Annotated in this window: 13 protein-coding genes; 3 read left to right on the top strand and 10 right to left on the bottom strand. The window is 71.2% G+C overall.

Annotated elements, in window-relative coordinates; all coding sequences use genetic code 11:
* Nucleotides 1-10 precede the first annotated feature (10 nt).
* Nucleotides 11-1,705 (top strand): beta-N-acetylhexosaminidase, encoded by a 1,695-nt coding sequence (locus tag EDF24_RS05335; protein ID WP_123701340.1) that lies wholly within the window; start codon nucleotides 11-13, stop codon nucleotides 1,703-1,705.
* 42 nt (nucleotides 1,706-1,747) lie between these two features.
* The gene (locus tag EDF24_RS05330) at nucleotides 1,748-2,776 is read left to right on the top strand and encodes a UDP-N-acetylglucosamine 4,6-dehydratase family protein (RefSeq protein ID WP_395867419.1); all 1,029 of its coding nucleotides are present in this window, start codon (nucleotides 1,748-1,750) and stop codon (nucleotides 2,774-2,776) included.
* Nucleotides 2,777-3,150: 374 nt separating this feature from the next.
* Here the strand turns inward: EDF24_RS05330 and EDF24_RS05325 are convergent, their stop codons facing one another.
* From EDF24_RS05325 to EDF24_RS05300, 6 genes are all read right to left on the bottom strand, one after another.
* Nucleotides 3,151-5,259, bottom strand: a complete 2,109-nt coding sequence (locus EDF24_RS05325) for a fructose-specific PTS transporter subunit EIIC (protein ID WP_123701338.1) — start codon at nucleotides 5,257-5,259, stop codon at nucleotides 3,151-3,153.
* Nucleotides 5,256-6,296, bottom strand: coding sequence for a 1-phosphofructokinase family hexose kinase (locus EDF24_RS05320; protein ID WP_123701337.1), 1,041 nt, complete (start codon nucleotides 6,294-6,296; stop codon nucleotides 5,256-5,258). Before EDF24_RS05320 ends, EDF24_RS05325 begins: the two co-directional genes overlap by 4 nt.
* Nucleotides 6,293-7,081 (bottom strand): DeoR/GlpR family DNA-binding transcription regulator, encoded by a 789-nt coding sequence (locus tag EDF24_RS05315; RefSeq protein ID WP_123654519.1) that lies wholly within the window; start codon nucleotides 7,079-7,081, stop codon nucleotides 6,293-6,295. The genes EDF24_RS05320 and EDF24_RS05315 overlap by 4 nt, the downstream gene beginning before the upstream one ends.
* Before the next feature lie 177 nt (nucleotides 7,082-7,258).
* A complete protein-coding gene (locus tag EDF24_RS05310; protein ID WP_221181339.1) occupies nucleotides 7,259-8,143 on the bottom strand; it encodes a carbohydrate ABC transporter permease in 885 nt (294 codons plus the stop codon).
* Nucleotides 8,140-9,177, bottom strand: coding sequence for a carbohydrate ABC transporter permease (locus EDF24_RS05305; protein ID WP_123701336.1), 1,038 nt, complete (start codon nucleotides 9,175-9,177; stop codon nucleotides 8,140-8,142). The genes EDF24_RS05310 and EDF24_RS05305 overlap by 4 nt, the downstream gene beginning before the upstream one ends.
* 3 nt (nucleotides 9,178-9,180) lie before the next feature.
* Nucleotides 9,181-10,506 carry a sugar ABC transporter substrate-binding protein gene (locus EDF24_RS05300; protein WP_221180734.1) on the bottom strand — a complete coding sequence of 442 codons (1,326 nt, stop codon included), beginning with the start codon at nucleotides 10,504-10,506 and terminating at the stop codon, nucleotides 9,181-9,183.
* 306 nt (nucleotides 10,507-10,812) lie between these two features.
* Here EDF24_RS05300 and EDF24_RS05295 point away from each other — a divergent pair, with 306 nt between their 5' ends.
* A complete protein-coding gene (locus EDF24_RS05295; protein WP_123701335.1) occupies nucleotides 10,813-11,736 on the top strand; it encodes an SGNH/GDSL hydrolase family protein in 924 nt (307 codons plus the stop codon).
* An 89-nt stretch (nucleotides 11,737-11,825) separates the two neighbouring features.
* On the opposite strand, the gene EDF24_RS05290 is transcribed toward EDF24_RS05295, so the two are convergent.
* Genes EDF24_RS05290 through EDF24_RS05275 form a run of 4 tightly spaced genes read right to left on the bottom strand, consistent with a single transcriptional unit; the run spans nucleotide 11,826 to nucleotide 15,284 of the window.
* Nucleotides 11,826-13,013, bottom strand: a complete 1,188-nt coding sequence (locus tag EDF24_RS05290; RefSeq protein ID WP_123701334.1) for an ABC transporter permease — start codon at nucleotides 13,011-13,013, stop codon at nucleotides 11,826-11,828.
* Nucleotides 13,010-13,747: an ABC transporter ATP-binding protein gene (locus EDF24_RS05285; RefSeq protein ID WP_123701333.1), complete on the bottom strand. Its 738-nt coding sequence runs from the start codon at nucleotides 13,745-13,747 to the stop codon at nucleotides 13,010-13,012. The genes EDF24_RS05290 and EDF24_RS05285 overlap by 4 nt, the downstream gene beginning before the upstream one ends.
* Nucleotides 13,744-14,793 carry a peptidoglycan-binding protein gene (locus EDF24_RS05280; RefSeq protein ID WP_123701332.1) on the bottom strand — a complete coding sequence of 350 codons (1,050 nt, stop codon included), beginning with the start codon at nucleotides 14,791-14,793 and terminating at the stop codon, nucleotides 13,744-13,746. The genes EDF24_RS05285 and EDF24_RS05280 overlap by 4 nt, the downstream gene beginning before the upstream one ends.
* On the bottom strand, nucleotides 14,790-15,284 hold the full coding sequence (locus EDF24_RS05275; RefSeq protein WP_123654532.1) for a hypothetical protein: 495 nt from the start codon (nucleotides 15,282-15,284) through the stop codon (nucleotides 14,790-14,792). Before EDF24_RS05275 ends, EDF24_RS05280 begins: the two co-directional genes overlap by 4 nt.
* Between the last annotated feature and the right edge of the window lie 20 nt (nucleotides 15,285-15,304).

Genomic DNA, 15,304 nt, shown 5'->3' with positions numbered 1-15,304 from the left:
TCATTGAGGAATGGTGGACGCCGACATGCTCATCCCCCGCCCGCGCCTGTCGACACCCGGTGTCGGCTCGTTCGAGATCACCCCGACGACCCGCATCGCCGCAGACGACGCGAGCGATTCGGTCCGACTGTACCTGCAGCAGACACTGCGCGGATCGACCGGACTGCCCGTGCGCGACGCCGAGACCGCAGGGTCCGACACCATCGCGCTGCGCGTCGGTGCCGACGACCTGCTGGCCGGCCCCGCCGGGTCCGTCGAGGAGTCGTTCCGGCTCACCGTCACGACCGACGGGATCGAGATCGTCGGCGGGGGCGCCGCCGGGGTCTTCTACGGCGTCCAGGCGCTCCTCCAGCTCCTGCCGGCGGACGTGTACCGGAAGGGCCGTGTCGACGCGGGTCCGTGGACCGTGCCCGTCCAGGAGATCGCGGACGCCCCGGCGTTCGCGTGGCGCGGGGTGATGCTCGACGTGGTCCGGCACTTCCGGACCAAGGCCGAGGTCCTCCGCGTGATCGACCAGCTCGCCGCGCACCGCATCAACACGATGCACTTCCACCTCACCGACGACCAGGGCTGGCGGATCGAGATCCGGAAGCACCCGCGCCTCACCGAGATCGGGTCGTGGCGACGCGAGTCCCAGGTCGGCGCCCACGTCGCCGACGCCGACGGGGTGCTCCGCCCGCAGGCCTTCGACGGCCGCCCGCACGGCGGCTACTACACGCAGGACGACATCCGGGAGATCGTGGCCTACGCCGCGGACCGGTTCGTCACGGTCGTGCCGGAGATCGAGAGCCCGGGGCACGTCCGCGCCGCGCTGGCCGCGTACCCGGAACTCGGCGTCACCCCGGACCAGCCCGTGGAGGTCTGGACGGAGTGGGGTATCGCCGACGACGTCCTGAACGCCGAGGACGCCACGATCGACTTCTTCAAGGACGTCCTCGACGAGGTCATCACCCTCTTCCCGTCCGCGTACATCGGCGTCGGCGGCGACGAGTGCCCGAAGGTGCAGTGGGAGGGCGACGCCCGCACGCAGGCGCGCATGCGCGAGCTCGGCCTCGCCGACGAGGAACAGCTCCAGGCCTGGATCATCGGCCAGCTCGCGGCGCACATCGAGTCACAGGGCCGCCGTGCGTTCGGCTGGGACGAGATCCTCGAGGGCGGGACCCTCTCCGAGTCCGCCACCGTCGTCTCCTGGCGCGGGCTCCGTGGCGCCACCACCGCGGCCAAGCGCGGGCACGACGTGATCTCCTCCCCGGACGACCAGGTGTACCTCGACTACCGGCAGAGCGACCTGCCGAACGAGCCGATCCCGGTGTCGATCGTCCTCACCGTGGACGACGTGTTCCGGTTCGACCCGGTCCCGGCCGGCCTGACGGACGCCGAGCGGGCGCACGTCATCGGCGGCCAGGGCAACATGTGGTGCGAGCACGTCGACTCCGTCCGGAAGCTCGACTACCAGCTGTTCCCGCGCGTCGCGGCGCTGTCCGAGGCCCTCTGGTCCGCGGACGTCACCGGCCCGCGCGACCTGGCGGACTTCTCCGGGCGACTGGCCGAGCACCTCGCGCGGCTCGAGGCCATGGGCATCGAGTACCGCCACGAGACCGGGCCGTTCCCGTGGCAGGAGCGTCCGGGCGTGCCGGGCCGTCCGCACTCGCGGGAGGAACGTGCGGCCTACATCGACGCGGTGACGGCCAACATCGCGGAGTGACGCCCTCGACATCTGATGTATCAATGTCGTAGGGTCGCAGGCATGCCCATCCCCAGCAGCCCCGGCCTCGACGGCGTCGACATCGAAGCGCTCCTCGGGGACCGGCCGCGGCACGACGAACTCGAACTCGCGGTCGACTTCGTCCGCGGGCAGTCGGTGCTCGTCACCGGGGCCGGGGGCTCGATCGGCAGCGAGCTGTGCCGGCAGCTCATGCGCTTCGAGCCGGCGGAGATCATCATGCTGGACCGCGACGAGACCGCCCTGCAGCACGTGCAGGTGTCGGTCGCGGGGCACGGCCTCCTCGACACCAGGGACGTCGTCCTCGCCGACATCCGGGACGCCACGACGATCCGGGACATCATGCTCGACCGGCGCCCCGACGTGGTGTTCCACGCCGCGGCGCTGAAGCACCTCCCGATGCTCGAGCAGTACCCGGACGAAGGCTGGAAGACGAACGTCCTCGGCACCCGCAACGTCCTCGCCGCCGCGGCCGGAGCGGGCGTCGGGACGCTCGTGAACATCTCCACGGACAAGGCCGCGAACCCGACGAGCGTCCTCGGATCCACCAAGCGGATGGCGGAACGGCTCACCGCCTGGACCGCGGCCGAGACGGGCCGCGCGTACGTGTCCGTCCGGTTCGGCAACGTCCTCGGCAGTCGCGGGTCGATGGTGCCGCTCTTCGCGGACCTGATCCGCGCGGGCCGGCCGGTGACCGTCACGCACCCCGACGCCACCCGGTACTTCATGTCCATCCCCGAAGCGTGCCACCTCGTGATCCAGGCGGCGGCGGTCGCGCAACCGGGGGAAGTCCTGGTGCTCGACATGGGGCAGCCGGTGCGGATCCTCGACATCGCGCGCCGGATGGTGTCCGCGCTGGGCGGGTCCTCCGACATCGTGTTCTCGGGGCTCCGGCCTGGCGAGAAGCTGCACGAGGACCTCATCGGCCGCGGCGAGACGGAGCGGCGGCCGGTGCACCCGAAGATCTCGCACGCCTCCGTGCCCCCGCTCGCACCGTCGGCCCTCGACGCCGCGCCGCGCGCGAACGTCGCGCCGGTCCTGCTGGCTGCCTGACACGGCGCCGGCCGCACTGCCGCGCGAGACGCCGCTCTGTCCGCGAGACGCCGCTCGGTCAGCGAGACGCGGCCCGGTCCGCGAGACGCCGCTCTGTGCACGAGACGCCGCCGACTCCGGCGGCGTCTCGAGCACAAGGCGGCGTCTCGGTGACCCGGCGGTGCCCGGCCAAGCCAGACCACGGACGGGAGGCCCGGTGCCAGCTGGCACCGGGCCTCCCGTCCGTGGCATGGTCGCGTCCGACTCGCGGCGCCGCACGCGGTGCGAGACGCCGCACGCGGTGCGAGACGCCGCCGATTCCGGCGGCTTCTCGCGCACACGGCGGCGTCTCGACGAAGCAGCGGCGCCCCGACGCGGCCCCAGCCGCGATCGCGCTATGCGGCCACCGGCGTGCGCTGGTCGACGGCGTCGCCGGCGAGTGCCGCCTCCTCCGCCCGAGCCGCATCGGCGGCCGGCGCGCGGCGCACCCACTTCTTCAGCCCGACGAGCACCAGCGCGGAGACCACGGTGCCGGACAGGATCGCGACGATGAACATCCCGACGTCCCCGATCGCGAAGAACACGAAGATCCCTCCGTGCGGCGCCCGCGAGGTCACGCCGGCCGCCATCGAGATCGCACCCGTGACCGCGGCCCCGACCATCGATGCCGGGATCACGCGGAGCGGGTCGGCGGCGGCGAAGGGGATCGCCCCCTCGGAGATGAAGGACGCGCCGAGCAGCCACGCGGCCTTGCCGTTCTCGCGCTCGGGCTTGGTGAACCCCTTGCGGTAGAGCAGGGTCGATGCGAGCGCCAGGGCCAGCGGCGGGACCATGCCCGCAGCCATCACGGCCGCCATGATCTCGAACGGCACCACGTTCGTCGCGGTCCCGGCTCCGAGCCCGGCGACGGCGAACGCGTACGCCACCTTGTTCACGGGTCCGCCGAGGTCGAACGCCATCATCAGGCCGAGGATGATGCCGAGGAGGACTGCCGACGCGCCGGACAGCGAGTTCAGCCACGCGGTGAGCTCGGTCATCACCCAGGCGATGGGTCCGCCGAGGACGAGCAGCAGCAGCCCGGACGCGATGATCGACGCGAACAGCGGGATGATCACGACGGGCATCAGGCCCCGCAGCCAGCGCCAGACCGGGATGCGACCGATCCAGTACGCGGCGGCACCGGCGATGAGGCCACCGACCAGACCGCCGAGGAACCCGGCGTTCATGAAGACGGCGATCGACCCGGCGACGAAGCCCGGTGCGATACCTGGACGGTCGGCCATCGCATAGGCGATGTACCCGGCGAGCGCCGCGACCAGGAAGCCGAGGGAGACGCCGCCGATCTGGAACGCGGCGGCACCGAGGTAGTACGCCAGACCCTGGGGCGGCAGGTGCAGCAGCGTGTAGTTGGTCAGCGTGTAGACGGCGTTGTTCTGGCCGGAGTCACCGTGCGGGAGCGCGATGCCGTACCCGGCGAGCAGGAAGCCGAGCGCGATGAGCAGGCCACCGCCGGCGACGAAGGGGATCATGTAGCTGACGCCGGTGAGCAACCAGCGCTTGAGCGACTGGCCGAAGTGCTCGTCCTTGGCGGTGCTGCTGGACGCGTCGCCGACGGTGCCGGAGACGCGGGCGGCGTGCGGGTCGTCGGCGGCTCGGAGCGCCTCGGCGATCATCGCGTCGGGTTCGTCGACGCCGCGCTTGACCGGGCCGGACACGAGCGGCTTGCCGGCGAAGCGGGAGCGGTCGCGGACGTCGACGTCCACCGCGAAGACCACGGCGTCGGCGCGGGCGATGAGCGCGGGGTCGAGGGGTTCGACCTGCGAGGACCCCTGCGTCTCGACGTGCATCTCGGCGCCGGCCCGCTGGGCGGCGGCGACGAGCGCGTCGGCCGCCATGTAGGTGTGGGCGATGCCGGTCGGGCAGGCGGTCACGCCGACGATGACCTTGCGTCCGCCGTCCGCGGCGGGGTCCGCCGGTCCGGGCACCGCGGTGGAGGCTCGGGGTGCGCCCGTCACACCGGCGTCGGCGACCTCGCCGGTCACCTCGCGGTCGACCAGGTCGACGATCTCCTGCTGGGTGGTCGCGGCACGGAGCGCGGCGGTGAAGTCGTCGCGGATGAGCGCACGGGCGAGTGTGGAGAGGACCGTGAGGTGGTCCTTGTCCGCGCCTTCGGGCACGGCGATCATGAAGACGAGGTCGGCGTCGCCGTCCGGGGCGCCGAACGGCACCTTCCGGGCCAGCCGCGACATCGCCAGCGTGGGCTCCGTGACGGATGCCGAGCGGGCGTGCGGGATGGCGATGCCACCGGGGACGCCGGTGCCGACCGACGCCTCGCGCTTGATGGCGTCGGCGGCGAGGGTCTCGCCCGATGCGGCGCGGCCGCTGGCGGCGACGCGGTCGGCGAGGACGCGGATCACGTCGGCGGACGTGGCGCCGAGGTCCTCGTCGAGGCCGACGAGGGGGACGCTGATGAGTCCCGGACTCGTGGTGCGCTCAGCGGTCATGGTGTGCTCCTTTGCAGTGACGCAGTGGGTTCAGGTGTGGGGGTCGTGGCGGTGACGGGTTCGTCGGTGGTGAGGCGGACGACGGTGACCGCGTCCGGGTCGGTGTGGTCGAGGGCCGGGACGTCGCTGCCGGGCAGTGCGGCCGCGGCGGCTCCGGTGGCGACGGCCTGTGCGAGCCGTTCCTCGGGTGAGCGTCCGGCGACCTCGGCGAGCAGGTAGCCGGCGAGGGAGGAGTCCCCCGCGCCGACCGTCGACCGGGCCGTGATGCGCGGTGCGGCGGCGAAGAACGACCCCTCGGGGCCGATCAGGATCGCGCCGGCGCTGCCGAGGGTGAGCAGGACTGTCTCGACGCCGCGGTCACGGAGCCGTTCGGCCGCCGCCGCCGCGAGTTCGTGGTCGCGCTCGTACTCGTCCGGGTCCCCGCCGACGATCTCGGCGAGCTCCTCGGCGTTCGGCTTCACCAGATCGAGGTGCTCTCCGGACTGCAGCAGCGCCGTGAAGGGCACGCCAGAGGAGTCGACCGCGATCCGCACGTCCGCGCCGTGCCGGGCACGGACGGCCCGGACCAGGACGGCGAGCGCATCGTCCGGCAGGCCCGGCGGCAGGGAGCCGGCGAGGACGACCCATCGGGCACGCGGCCCGGTGGGCGTGACGTCGGCGGTGTCGGCGACGAGGGCGGCGAGGTCCTCCAGGCGTCCGGCGAGCGACGGGCCCGGTTCGTTGAGCTTCGTGGTGGTGCCGGTCGGCTCGGTCACGGTGACGTTCGAGCGGAGCGGGGCGCCGATCGGCAGCGCGGCGGTCGGGATGCCACGAGCCGCGAGGCCGAGCAGCACCGGGTCGAGTTCGTCCCCGGGCAGCACCGCGACGGTGTCCCCGCCGCTGGCGACGACGACGCGTGAGACGTTGACGCCCTTGCCACCGGGCTCCGCCGTGGACCGGGTGGCGCGCTGGACCGAGCCGCGCTGCAGTTCGCCGGCGAGCTCGATGGTGCGGTCGAGGGACGGGTTCGGGGTGACGGTGACGATGCGCCCGCTCATGCGACGACCACCTCGACGTCGGCTTCGGCGAGCGCCTCGGCGAGGTCGGCCGGTGGCTCCTGGTCGGTGACGATCGTGTCGACCTCGTCGAGCCGGGCGAAGCGCATCAGGGCCTCGACGCCGTGCTTGGCGGCGTCCGCGAGCACCACGCTGCGGCGAGCGGCGAGGACGTACGCGCCCTTGACCGCGGCCTCGTACTCGTCCGGGGTGCTCAGGCCGAAGCCGGCGGAGAGACCGTTCGTCCCGATGAAGGCGATGTCCGGGCGGAGCGCGCCGATCTGCTCGACGGTGGCGGTGCCGACCGCGGCGCTCGTGACCCCGCGGACGCGTCCGCCGAGCAGGTGCAGCTCGACGTGCGCGCTGTGCTGCAGCGTCGCGGCGATCGGGACGGAGTTCGTGACGACGGTGATCGTCGCGCCCGGCTCCGCGGGCTCCCACGCGGCGAGCTCGGTGGCCACGGCGGCGCAGGTGGTGCCGGCGTCGAGAGCGATCGACCCGGTGAAGGTCGGCGGCACCAGGCGCATCGCGGCTCGGGCGATCGCGGACTTGGCGGTGCCGTGCTGTCCCTCGCGCTCGGCGACGCTGAGCTCGACGACGCTGGAGCGACCGACGGGGACCGCTCCCCCGTGCACCCGGCGGAGGACCCCGGCGGACTCGAGCTGGTCGAGGTCACGGCGGACGGTCTCGGTGGTGACGTCGAAGTGCTCGGCGAGGTCGGCGACGGAGACCCGACCGGCGCTGTGCAGCTGTGCGGCGATGGCGTCGTGGCGCTCCGTTGCGTACATGCCCGAACTCCTTCGTTCTCGTTGGTTTCGAGAACGATACGCCGCGATCCCACACAATCGCAACCGTTTCGCCCCGGAACCAACACAACCGAAGACGCCGAGATCGCACTTCGTGTCGGTCCTCCCCGAAGGCAGGCGACACCAAGTGCGATCTCGGCGGGAGTGGGCGGCGGGGGGCTAGCCCTTGACGGCGCCGGCGGTCATGCCGGACACCAGGCGGCGCTGGACGATCAGGAAGAAGACGACCACCGGCAGACTGAACAGCACACTCGCCGCCATCAGCCCGCCGAAGTCGGTCCCCTTGTTCGTCGAGAACCCGGCGAGCCACACCGGCAGCGTGTACATCCCCTGGTCCTTGAGCATCACGTACGCGGTGAGGTAGTCGTTCCACGCGGCGATGAACGCGAAGACGCTCGTGGCGATCACCCCGGGCATCACGAGCGGGAACAGCACGCTCCACAGGATGCGGAAGGTCCCCGCCCCGTCGGTCTTCGCCGCTTCCTCGATCTCGATCGGCACCGCGACGAAGAACCCGCGCATCACCCAGATGGAGAACGGCAGGACACTCGCGACGTACGCCAGGATCAACCCGATGTAGCTGTTCAGCAGCCCGAGCGACTGGAACGACAGGAACAGCGGGATGAGCAGCGCCCCCGACGGGATCATCTGCACGAACAGGATCGCGACGAGGATCGCCCGTCGTCCCCTGAACCGGAACCGCGAGAGCGCGGCCGACGCCAGGAACCCGACGACGATCGACAGCACCACGGCGGCCACGACGACGATCGCGGAGTTCCGCAGGTAGACCAGGAAGTCGTTCTGCGTGAGCGCCCGGGTGAAGTTCTCGATCGTCGGGTGGAGCGGGAACCAGATCGGGGTCATCGTGGTGACCTCGTCCGCGGGCTTGAACGCGGTGTTCACCATCCAGTAGATCGGGAACACCCACACCAGGCAGAACAGCACCGCCAGGGTGTTGGCGAGCACGCGCGGCTTGCGCTTGCGAGCACGCACCGGACCCGGTACCGGAGCCGGTGCCGGGGTCCGCACAGTCGGAGTCGTCACAGGTCTTCCTCCCCGCTCCGGATGAGCCGGCGGATGTAGTAGCTGGTGAGCACGCCGAGGATCGCCGTCGAGATGACCGCGATCGCCGCACCCTGCCCGTAGGCGTTCGAGACGAACGACTTGACGAAGGTCCAGATGCCGAGCGTCAGGGTGGCGTCCTCGGGGCCGCCCCTGGTGAGGAGCCAGATCTGGTTGAAGACGTTGAAGTCCCAGATCACCGAGAGGATCGTCACGAGGAGGAGCGTCGGGGCGAGGGCCGGCAGCGTGATCGACCGGTACATCGCCCACGTGGAGGCCCCGTCGAGCGCCCCGGCCTCGTAGTACTCGGGCGCGATCTGCGACTGCGCCGCGTAGAGCGTCAGTGCGACGAAGGGCACCGCCTGCCAGATCACCAGCGTCAGCACGATCGTGTACGCCTGCCCCGGGTGCGACGCCCAGTTGTCCTGCGTGTGGTCGCCGAACACCCGCACCGAGGTGATCAGCCAGTTCAGCACGCCGTAGAACGGCTGGAACAGCCACTGCCAGACCAGGCTGGACGCCACGTTCGGCATCGCCCAGGCGAGCACGAGCACGACACTGACGACGGTGCGCATCACGACGCCGAGCCGGGTGAGCAGCTGCGACACGGCCATGCCGATCACCAGGGTGCCGAGCACCATCGACGCGGTGACGACGATCGTGCGCAGGATGACCGGCCAGAAGCTGGCGTCGGTCAGGACGTTCGTGTAGTTCGTGAACCCCGCGAACCCGGCCTGACCGGTGAAGATCGCCCGGAGGCCGTACTCCTGGAACGAGATGACGACGAGCCGGACGAGCGGGTAGACGACGAGCGCGAGCAGGATGACGGCGGCCGGGGCGAGCAGCACGAGCGGTGCACGCGATGCCCCGACGGGACGTCGACGCGGGCGGGGCGGTCGTCCGGACCGCCCGGGGCGGCCGGGTCCGGGGACCCGGCCGGCCACGGGTGGCTGCCCCGCGCCGGCGACCGGCCCGGCCGCAGCCGAACCGGTCGCCGTGTCAGCGGTGGACGTCATCGACTACAGACTCGCGTTGAGCGCCGAGGTGAGGTGCTTCGAGAAGTCCGTGGCGGACTCCTTCGGCGACTTCCGGCCCGTCGCGACGTCCGCGAACATCGACTGGAAGCTCGCGTCGCCCTCGATGGTCGCCCAGCCCGGGGTCGCCGGGGTCGGACGGCTGGTCGATGCAGCCTCGAAGTACGGCTTGTGCAGCTCGTCGACGTCACCGGCGACGGACTTCAGCAGCTGCGTCGAGTTCGGCTCCCAGCCGTCCACGCCGAACACCTGGTCCTGCTGGAACTTCTTCGAGGTCAGGATCTTCAGGTAGTACAGCGCGAGGTCCTGGTTCGCCGCCTTCGCCGGGATGCCGAGGTCCGAGCCGCCGAGGAACACCGGCTGCGTGCCGCTGCCCGATGCGGACGGCATCGGGAAGGTGCCGATCTGGTCCTTGAGCTCCGGCTTGGCCGTGGTGACCGAGCCGATCTCCCACGCGGACCCGAGGAACGCCGAGGTGTTCCCCTGGGCGAAGACGTCGCTCTGCGACGGCTTGTCGGTGTTGATGTCCTGCGTCGACTTCGCCGAGTACGCGTTCTGGAAGTCCTTCCAGGCGGTGAGGCCCTTCACGGCGTCCGCGGAGTCGAGCGTGCCGGTCCACTTGCCGCCCTTCTCCGTCGCGATCTGGCCGCCGGCGTCCCACACCCACTGCAGTCCGCCGTACCAGTACTGGCCGGGCATGTAGAACGCGGAGAAGTCGCTCGCCGTGTTCTTCGCCTTGACCTTGTCGAGGTCCGCGGTGAGTTCTTCGTAGGTGGTGGGCGCCGTGGTGACACCGGCGTCCGCCCACACCTTCTTGTTGTAGACGACGGCGCGGTTGCCGGCGAACAGCGGCGCACCGTAGAGCTTGCTGTCGACGGTGGCCGGTCCCTCGAGCCCGGAGAGCCAGGTCTGACCGCCCTTGAGTTCCTTCTCGTAGGGGGTGAGGTCCATCAGCCCGCCGGTCGCCGCGTACACGGGGACCTGCGTGTTGCCGAGGTCCACCACGTCCGGGGCGTCCTTCTGCGCGAGTGCCGTGGTCAGCTTCGTGGTGATGCCGTCCCACTGCTGGAGCTGCACCTTCACCTTCGCGCCGGTGGCCTTCGTGAACTGCTGCTCGGCGGCGCTGAGCACCTTGTCGCTGAGGTCGCCGTTCATCATCCAGACGGTGATGGTCTTGCCCTTGCCATCGGGTGTGCCGATGGACTTCGTCCCGCTGTCGGAAGCGGCGTTGCTTCCGGCGGAGCACCCGGTGAGGGCGAGCGCGGCTGCCAGGCCGAGCGCACCGAGTGCGGCGAATCGCGTGCGTGTCACGTTGACTCCCTTGGTCCGACCTTTATGAAAGGACGTTGCGTATTCGCAATAGAAGACCTTCGAGCGCCCCTTGTCAACCGTTGGATCGGTCCCTGTGGAGACATTCGATCCGCGTGTTTCCGGGGGATCACGGATGCCGAACGGATCGGGAACATCTCTTGACGAACTGGTCATGACCAGGCATCATCACCGACCCCTGACGACCGCCATCCCGCTTCGTCCATAGCGCGTTGACATGCTGATGTTCTGGGTATTGCATGCTCGCAACCACTCGTCGCACCGACGCGACGGGGAGAAGGAGACGTGATGCGCAAGATCCTGCTCGCCCTCACCACCACGACCGCAGCGCTCATCGCCGTGGGCGCCGTGCCCGGGGCCGCCGCCGCGGACGCACCGGACGGCGAATGGGCCGTCCTCGGTGACTCCTACACCGCTGGCTACTTCGCCGGCGACCAGCTCGAGCCGCGCGACGGGTGCCTCCGCACGAACGGCGCGTACCCGGTGGTCGCGCACGCCGCGGCCCGGCCGGACCTCGTCCTCCGCAACGTCTCGTGCGTCGGCGCCGAGACGAGGAACGTCTGGGAGAGCCAGGTCCCACCCGCGGGCACCGATCCCGTTGCACCGCAGATCGAAGCGCTGTCAGACCGGACCGAGGTCGTGACGATCGGTCTCGGCGGGAACTCCTTCGGCTTCGGCCCGGTCCTCACGAAGTGCCTCGCGCTCGGCATCGCCGTCTCCGAGAAGCCCGGCACCCCGTGCACGACCTCGTACGGCGCGGACGTCGCCGGCGGTCGACTCGGGGACGAGCTGGAACAGCGGATGCAGCAGGTCCTCACCGAGTACGGCACCATGCTCGAAGCCGTCCACGACGCCGCACCGAACGCCCGCATCGTCACCGTCGGGTACCCGCAGCTGGCGCCTGCGGACCCGTCGACGTGCACGTGGAAGGAACCGACGCAGTTCTCCTTCGTGACCCGGTCCGACCTGCCGTTCTTCAAGCTCGCCGAAGACCGCCTGAACCTCGGCATCGCCGCGCAGAGCATCGCGCACGGCATCACCCACGTCGACCCCACGGCGGCGAGCACCGGCAACGATGTCTGCGCGGACCCGGCATCGCGCTGGATCGAGGGCCTGCGCTCCGCCGACGGCACCGACACCCTCGTCCACCCGACCCTGCGTGGCCACGCCGGCATGGCGGACCTGGTCGCGGACGCGGTGCTGGCCGGCTGAACCGCGGCACCGGACGCACCGACGGGAGGCCCGGTGCCGGTCCCGCAGACCGGCACCGGGCCTCCCGTCCGGGTCCAGAGCCGTGGTCCCTAGACCGCAGCCAGCGCGCTGGTCGGCGGGATGCGCGCTGCGCGCGCCGCCGGGTACAACCCGGACACCCCACCGATGACGACCGTCGCGCCGAGTCCGCCCGCGACCGCCCAGGCGGGGATCGTCACCGGCCACCCCTGGCCGATCGCGAAGACCATCGTCACCCCGACACCGATCACCACCCCGGCGACACCGCCGAGGAACGAGAGCAGCAGCGACTCGACGAGGAACTGGTCCCGGATGTTGCGTCGTCGGGCACCCAGCGCTCGCCGGACACCGACCTCGGCGCGCCGCTCGAGCACCGTGATCACCATCGTGTTCGCGACCCCGATCCCGCCGACCAGCAGCGCGACACCGCCGATGCCCACCAGCAGCCCCGTGAACGAGTCGTCCGTCGCGTTCTTCGCGGCGAGCGCGTCGGACGGCCGTGTGACTCCGACGTCCTGCGGCGCGTCGGACCGGATGGCTCCGGCGAGGACGTCGCGGGCCTGCGCGACCCGTTCAGGGTCGACCCGCGTGTAGACCGCGGTCGGCGACCCGTCGAACCCGAGGTCCGACGCGAGGGAACGCGGGACGAACACCTGGTTGTCGAGGTCGTCCGCGAGTTCGAGCCGCTCTAGGATGCCGACGACCTGCACCCACCGGCCGCCGATCCACACGCGGGTGTCGTCGCGCACCCGGTCGATCCCGAGCGCCGCCGCGGCATCGGCACCGAGGACGACCTGCGCCGGCGCGTCCGCGGACGAGTCGATCCACCTGCCGGACGCCACGGCTCCACCGAGCACCTCCGGGACGTCGCCCCACGCGGCCGAGACTCCGATGCCCTTCGTCTCCGGAGCGGGGATGAAGGGGTTCCGGTAGACGGCGGTGTCCTCGACCGTGCCGACGGCCGCTGCCGACTGCACCTCGTCCTGCCGCAGGGCGGACTCGAGTGCCGACGGAGGAAGGGGCGGGACCTCGCCGAACCCCTGGGCCTGGGTCGCGGTGAGCACGTTGGTGCCGAGCGCGTCGAGGACCTGGTCGAGCTTGGCCTTGCTCGAGGACGAGATGCCGACCACCGCGATCATCGCCGCGATGCCGATCGCGATGCCGAGGGCGGAGAGCACGACGCGGCCAGGGCGGGTCCGGAGGCCGAAGACCCCGAGCCGGAGGAGGTCCGCGCCGCTGACTCCGGACCGGCGGCTCATCGTCCGCCCCGGATCGCGGTCGCGAGGGCCGCCGCGTCGGCCGGAGCGCCGTCGGCGTCCGGTCCGGAGTCCTGTTCCACCCGGCCGTCGCGCATCCGGACCTGGCGCGGGAGGGAGGCGGCGAGCTCGAGGTCGTGGGTGATCACCAGCACCGTCGTGCCGGCAGCGTTCAGCGCGCGGAGCAACTCGAGGATCGCGGTCCCGGACGCCGTGTCGAGCGCTCCGGTGGGTTCGTCCGCGAGGAGGATCGTCGGATCCCCGACGAGCGCCCTCGCGATCGCCACCCGCTGCTTCTCACCGCCGGAGAGCTGGTTCGGGCGGTGGTCCACACGGTGTGCGAGTCCGACCGTGCCGAGCGCATCGACCGCACGTCGATGGCGCTCGTGCCGCCCGGTCGCGGTGTACAGGAGCCCGTCGGCGACGTTCTCCGCCGCGGTCGCGCCGGCCTGCAGGTGGAAGTGCTGGAACACGAACCCGATGTGGTCCGCGCGGAGGAGCGAGAGCGCGTCGTCGGACATCGTCGCGACGTCGTTGCCGGCGATCGTCACCGTGCCCGAGGTCGGGCGGTCCAGGGTGCCGACGATGTTGAGCATCGTGGACTTCCCGGATCCCGAGGGCCCGACGACCGCCACGAGCTCGCCGGCGGCGACGTCGAGTGAGACGCCGCGGAGGGCGCCGACGTCCCCGTAGGTCTTGGTGACTTCCCGGAGCGCGAGGACCGCTGCGCCGGTCATCCCGGCACCACGACGCGGTCGCCTTCGGCGATCTCGCCGGTGATCGCGACCCGACCGTCGGCGATGAACCCCGGGTCGACGGCGACCCGATCGCTCGTGCCGTCCTTCCGGACCACGTCGACGGCGTACCGCCCGTCGCCCCGGGCGACCAGGGCCGAGACCGGGACCGAGAGCACGTCGCGTTCGGTGGTTCCCTTCGCGTCGATCTGCGCCGACGCTGCCGCCGGGAGCTGCCGGTCGCCCGACTCGAACGACACCTGGACGTCCACCTTCGAGCCGGAGTCCTCCCCGGCACTCGGCTGGACGTCCGTGACCTCCCCGGTCATCGGGTCGCCGGTCCCGTTGATCCGCACGTCGACCTTCGTCCCGACCGCGAGCCGTTCGGCGTCACGCTGGGAGACCGTCGCGGTCACGATGCGCTTCGTGCTCGTGACCGTGACCACGTCGCCGCCCGCCGGCTGACCGAGTTTCCCGGTGACGGACGCGACGCGGACGTCGCCGTCGACGAACACGACGTCGTTCGCGGTGAGCACCCCGGTCACCTTCTGGCCACGGTCCTTCTGCCACTGCCGCACGGCGCGCTGCGTCCGGGGACCGAACGTGTCGTCCTGAGCGACGTCGTAGCCGAGTGCTGCCAGGTTGTCGTTGAGCTGCCGCACGTCGGTGCCCTTCCTCCCGCGCTGCAGATCCCGCCAGAGCGGGACCGTGCCGTGCATGCTGCGCACTGCGCGCTCGTCGACCGCGTAGAGGGTCTCGTCGCGGTGGATGACGGTGCCCGGCTTCGGCAGCCAGGTGAGCGTCCCGGCCGCAGCTCCCGGAACGCCGACCGGGGCACCGTAGCCGAGCGTTCCGGCGAAGACCTTCGAGTCCGTCAGGTCGCCCTTGACGACCGGGGTGGTGGGGCGGCGCTCCTTCGTCCCGTCGTCAGCGGCGGCAGGAGGACTCGACGGCAGATCGACGATCGCCCACGTCCCCGTCCCGGCCGCGATCACCGCGACGAGGCAGACGCCGGCGACGGTGGCGCGCTTCCGCGTCCTGGTGTTCACCGCTGTTCCGCCACTCCACCGTCGCCGAACGCCTCGGTGCCGCACTTGTGGGCGACGTCGTCGAACGTCGATTCGTCATCGGGCGTGAACTTCGCCATCGCGGCAGGGTCGTCCGGGTAGTCTTCGAACCCGTTGTCGCGGATGCACTCTGCCATCTTGCGCATCTGCTTCTCCGTGCCGGGCGCCTCCTTGGCCTCCCCTGCCTGCCCCGCGCCGCTCTCGGCGCCGCTCTCGGCGCCGAGGCAGGCTCCGAGATCCTGCACCCATTGGTCTTTGTCGACGCCCTCGGGAACCTGCATGTCCACGCCTTTCGACGTGTCCGGGTCCGCCATGTCGTAGCCTTTGCCCCGCATGCACTCCGCTGCGTTCGCACTCTTCGCACCGGGGGACGTCTCGTCGCTCGTCGGCGATCCGCTCGAGCACGCCGCGAGGAGTCCGGGAAGCAGCAATGCCGCGGCGACGATGGTGGTGAGTTTCGTGGTCTTCTGCATGGTGATCTCCTTGCGTGGTT

This window comes from Curtobacterium sp. PhB130, from assembly GCF_003755165.1.
Classification (GTDB): domain Bacteria; phylum Actinomycetota; class Actinomycetes; order Actinomycetales; family Microbacteriaceae; genus Curtobacterium.
The sequence above is the reverse complement of the archived record's forward strand: the minus strand, read 5'-3'. Positions and strand labels throughout refer to the sequence as shown.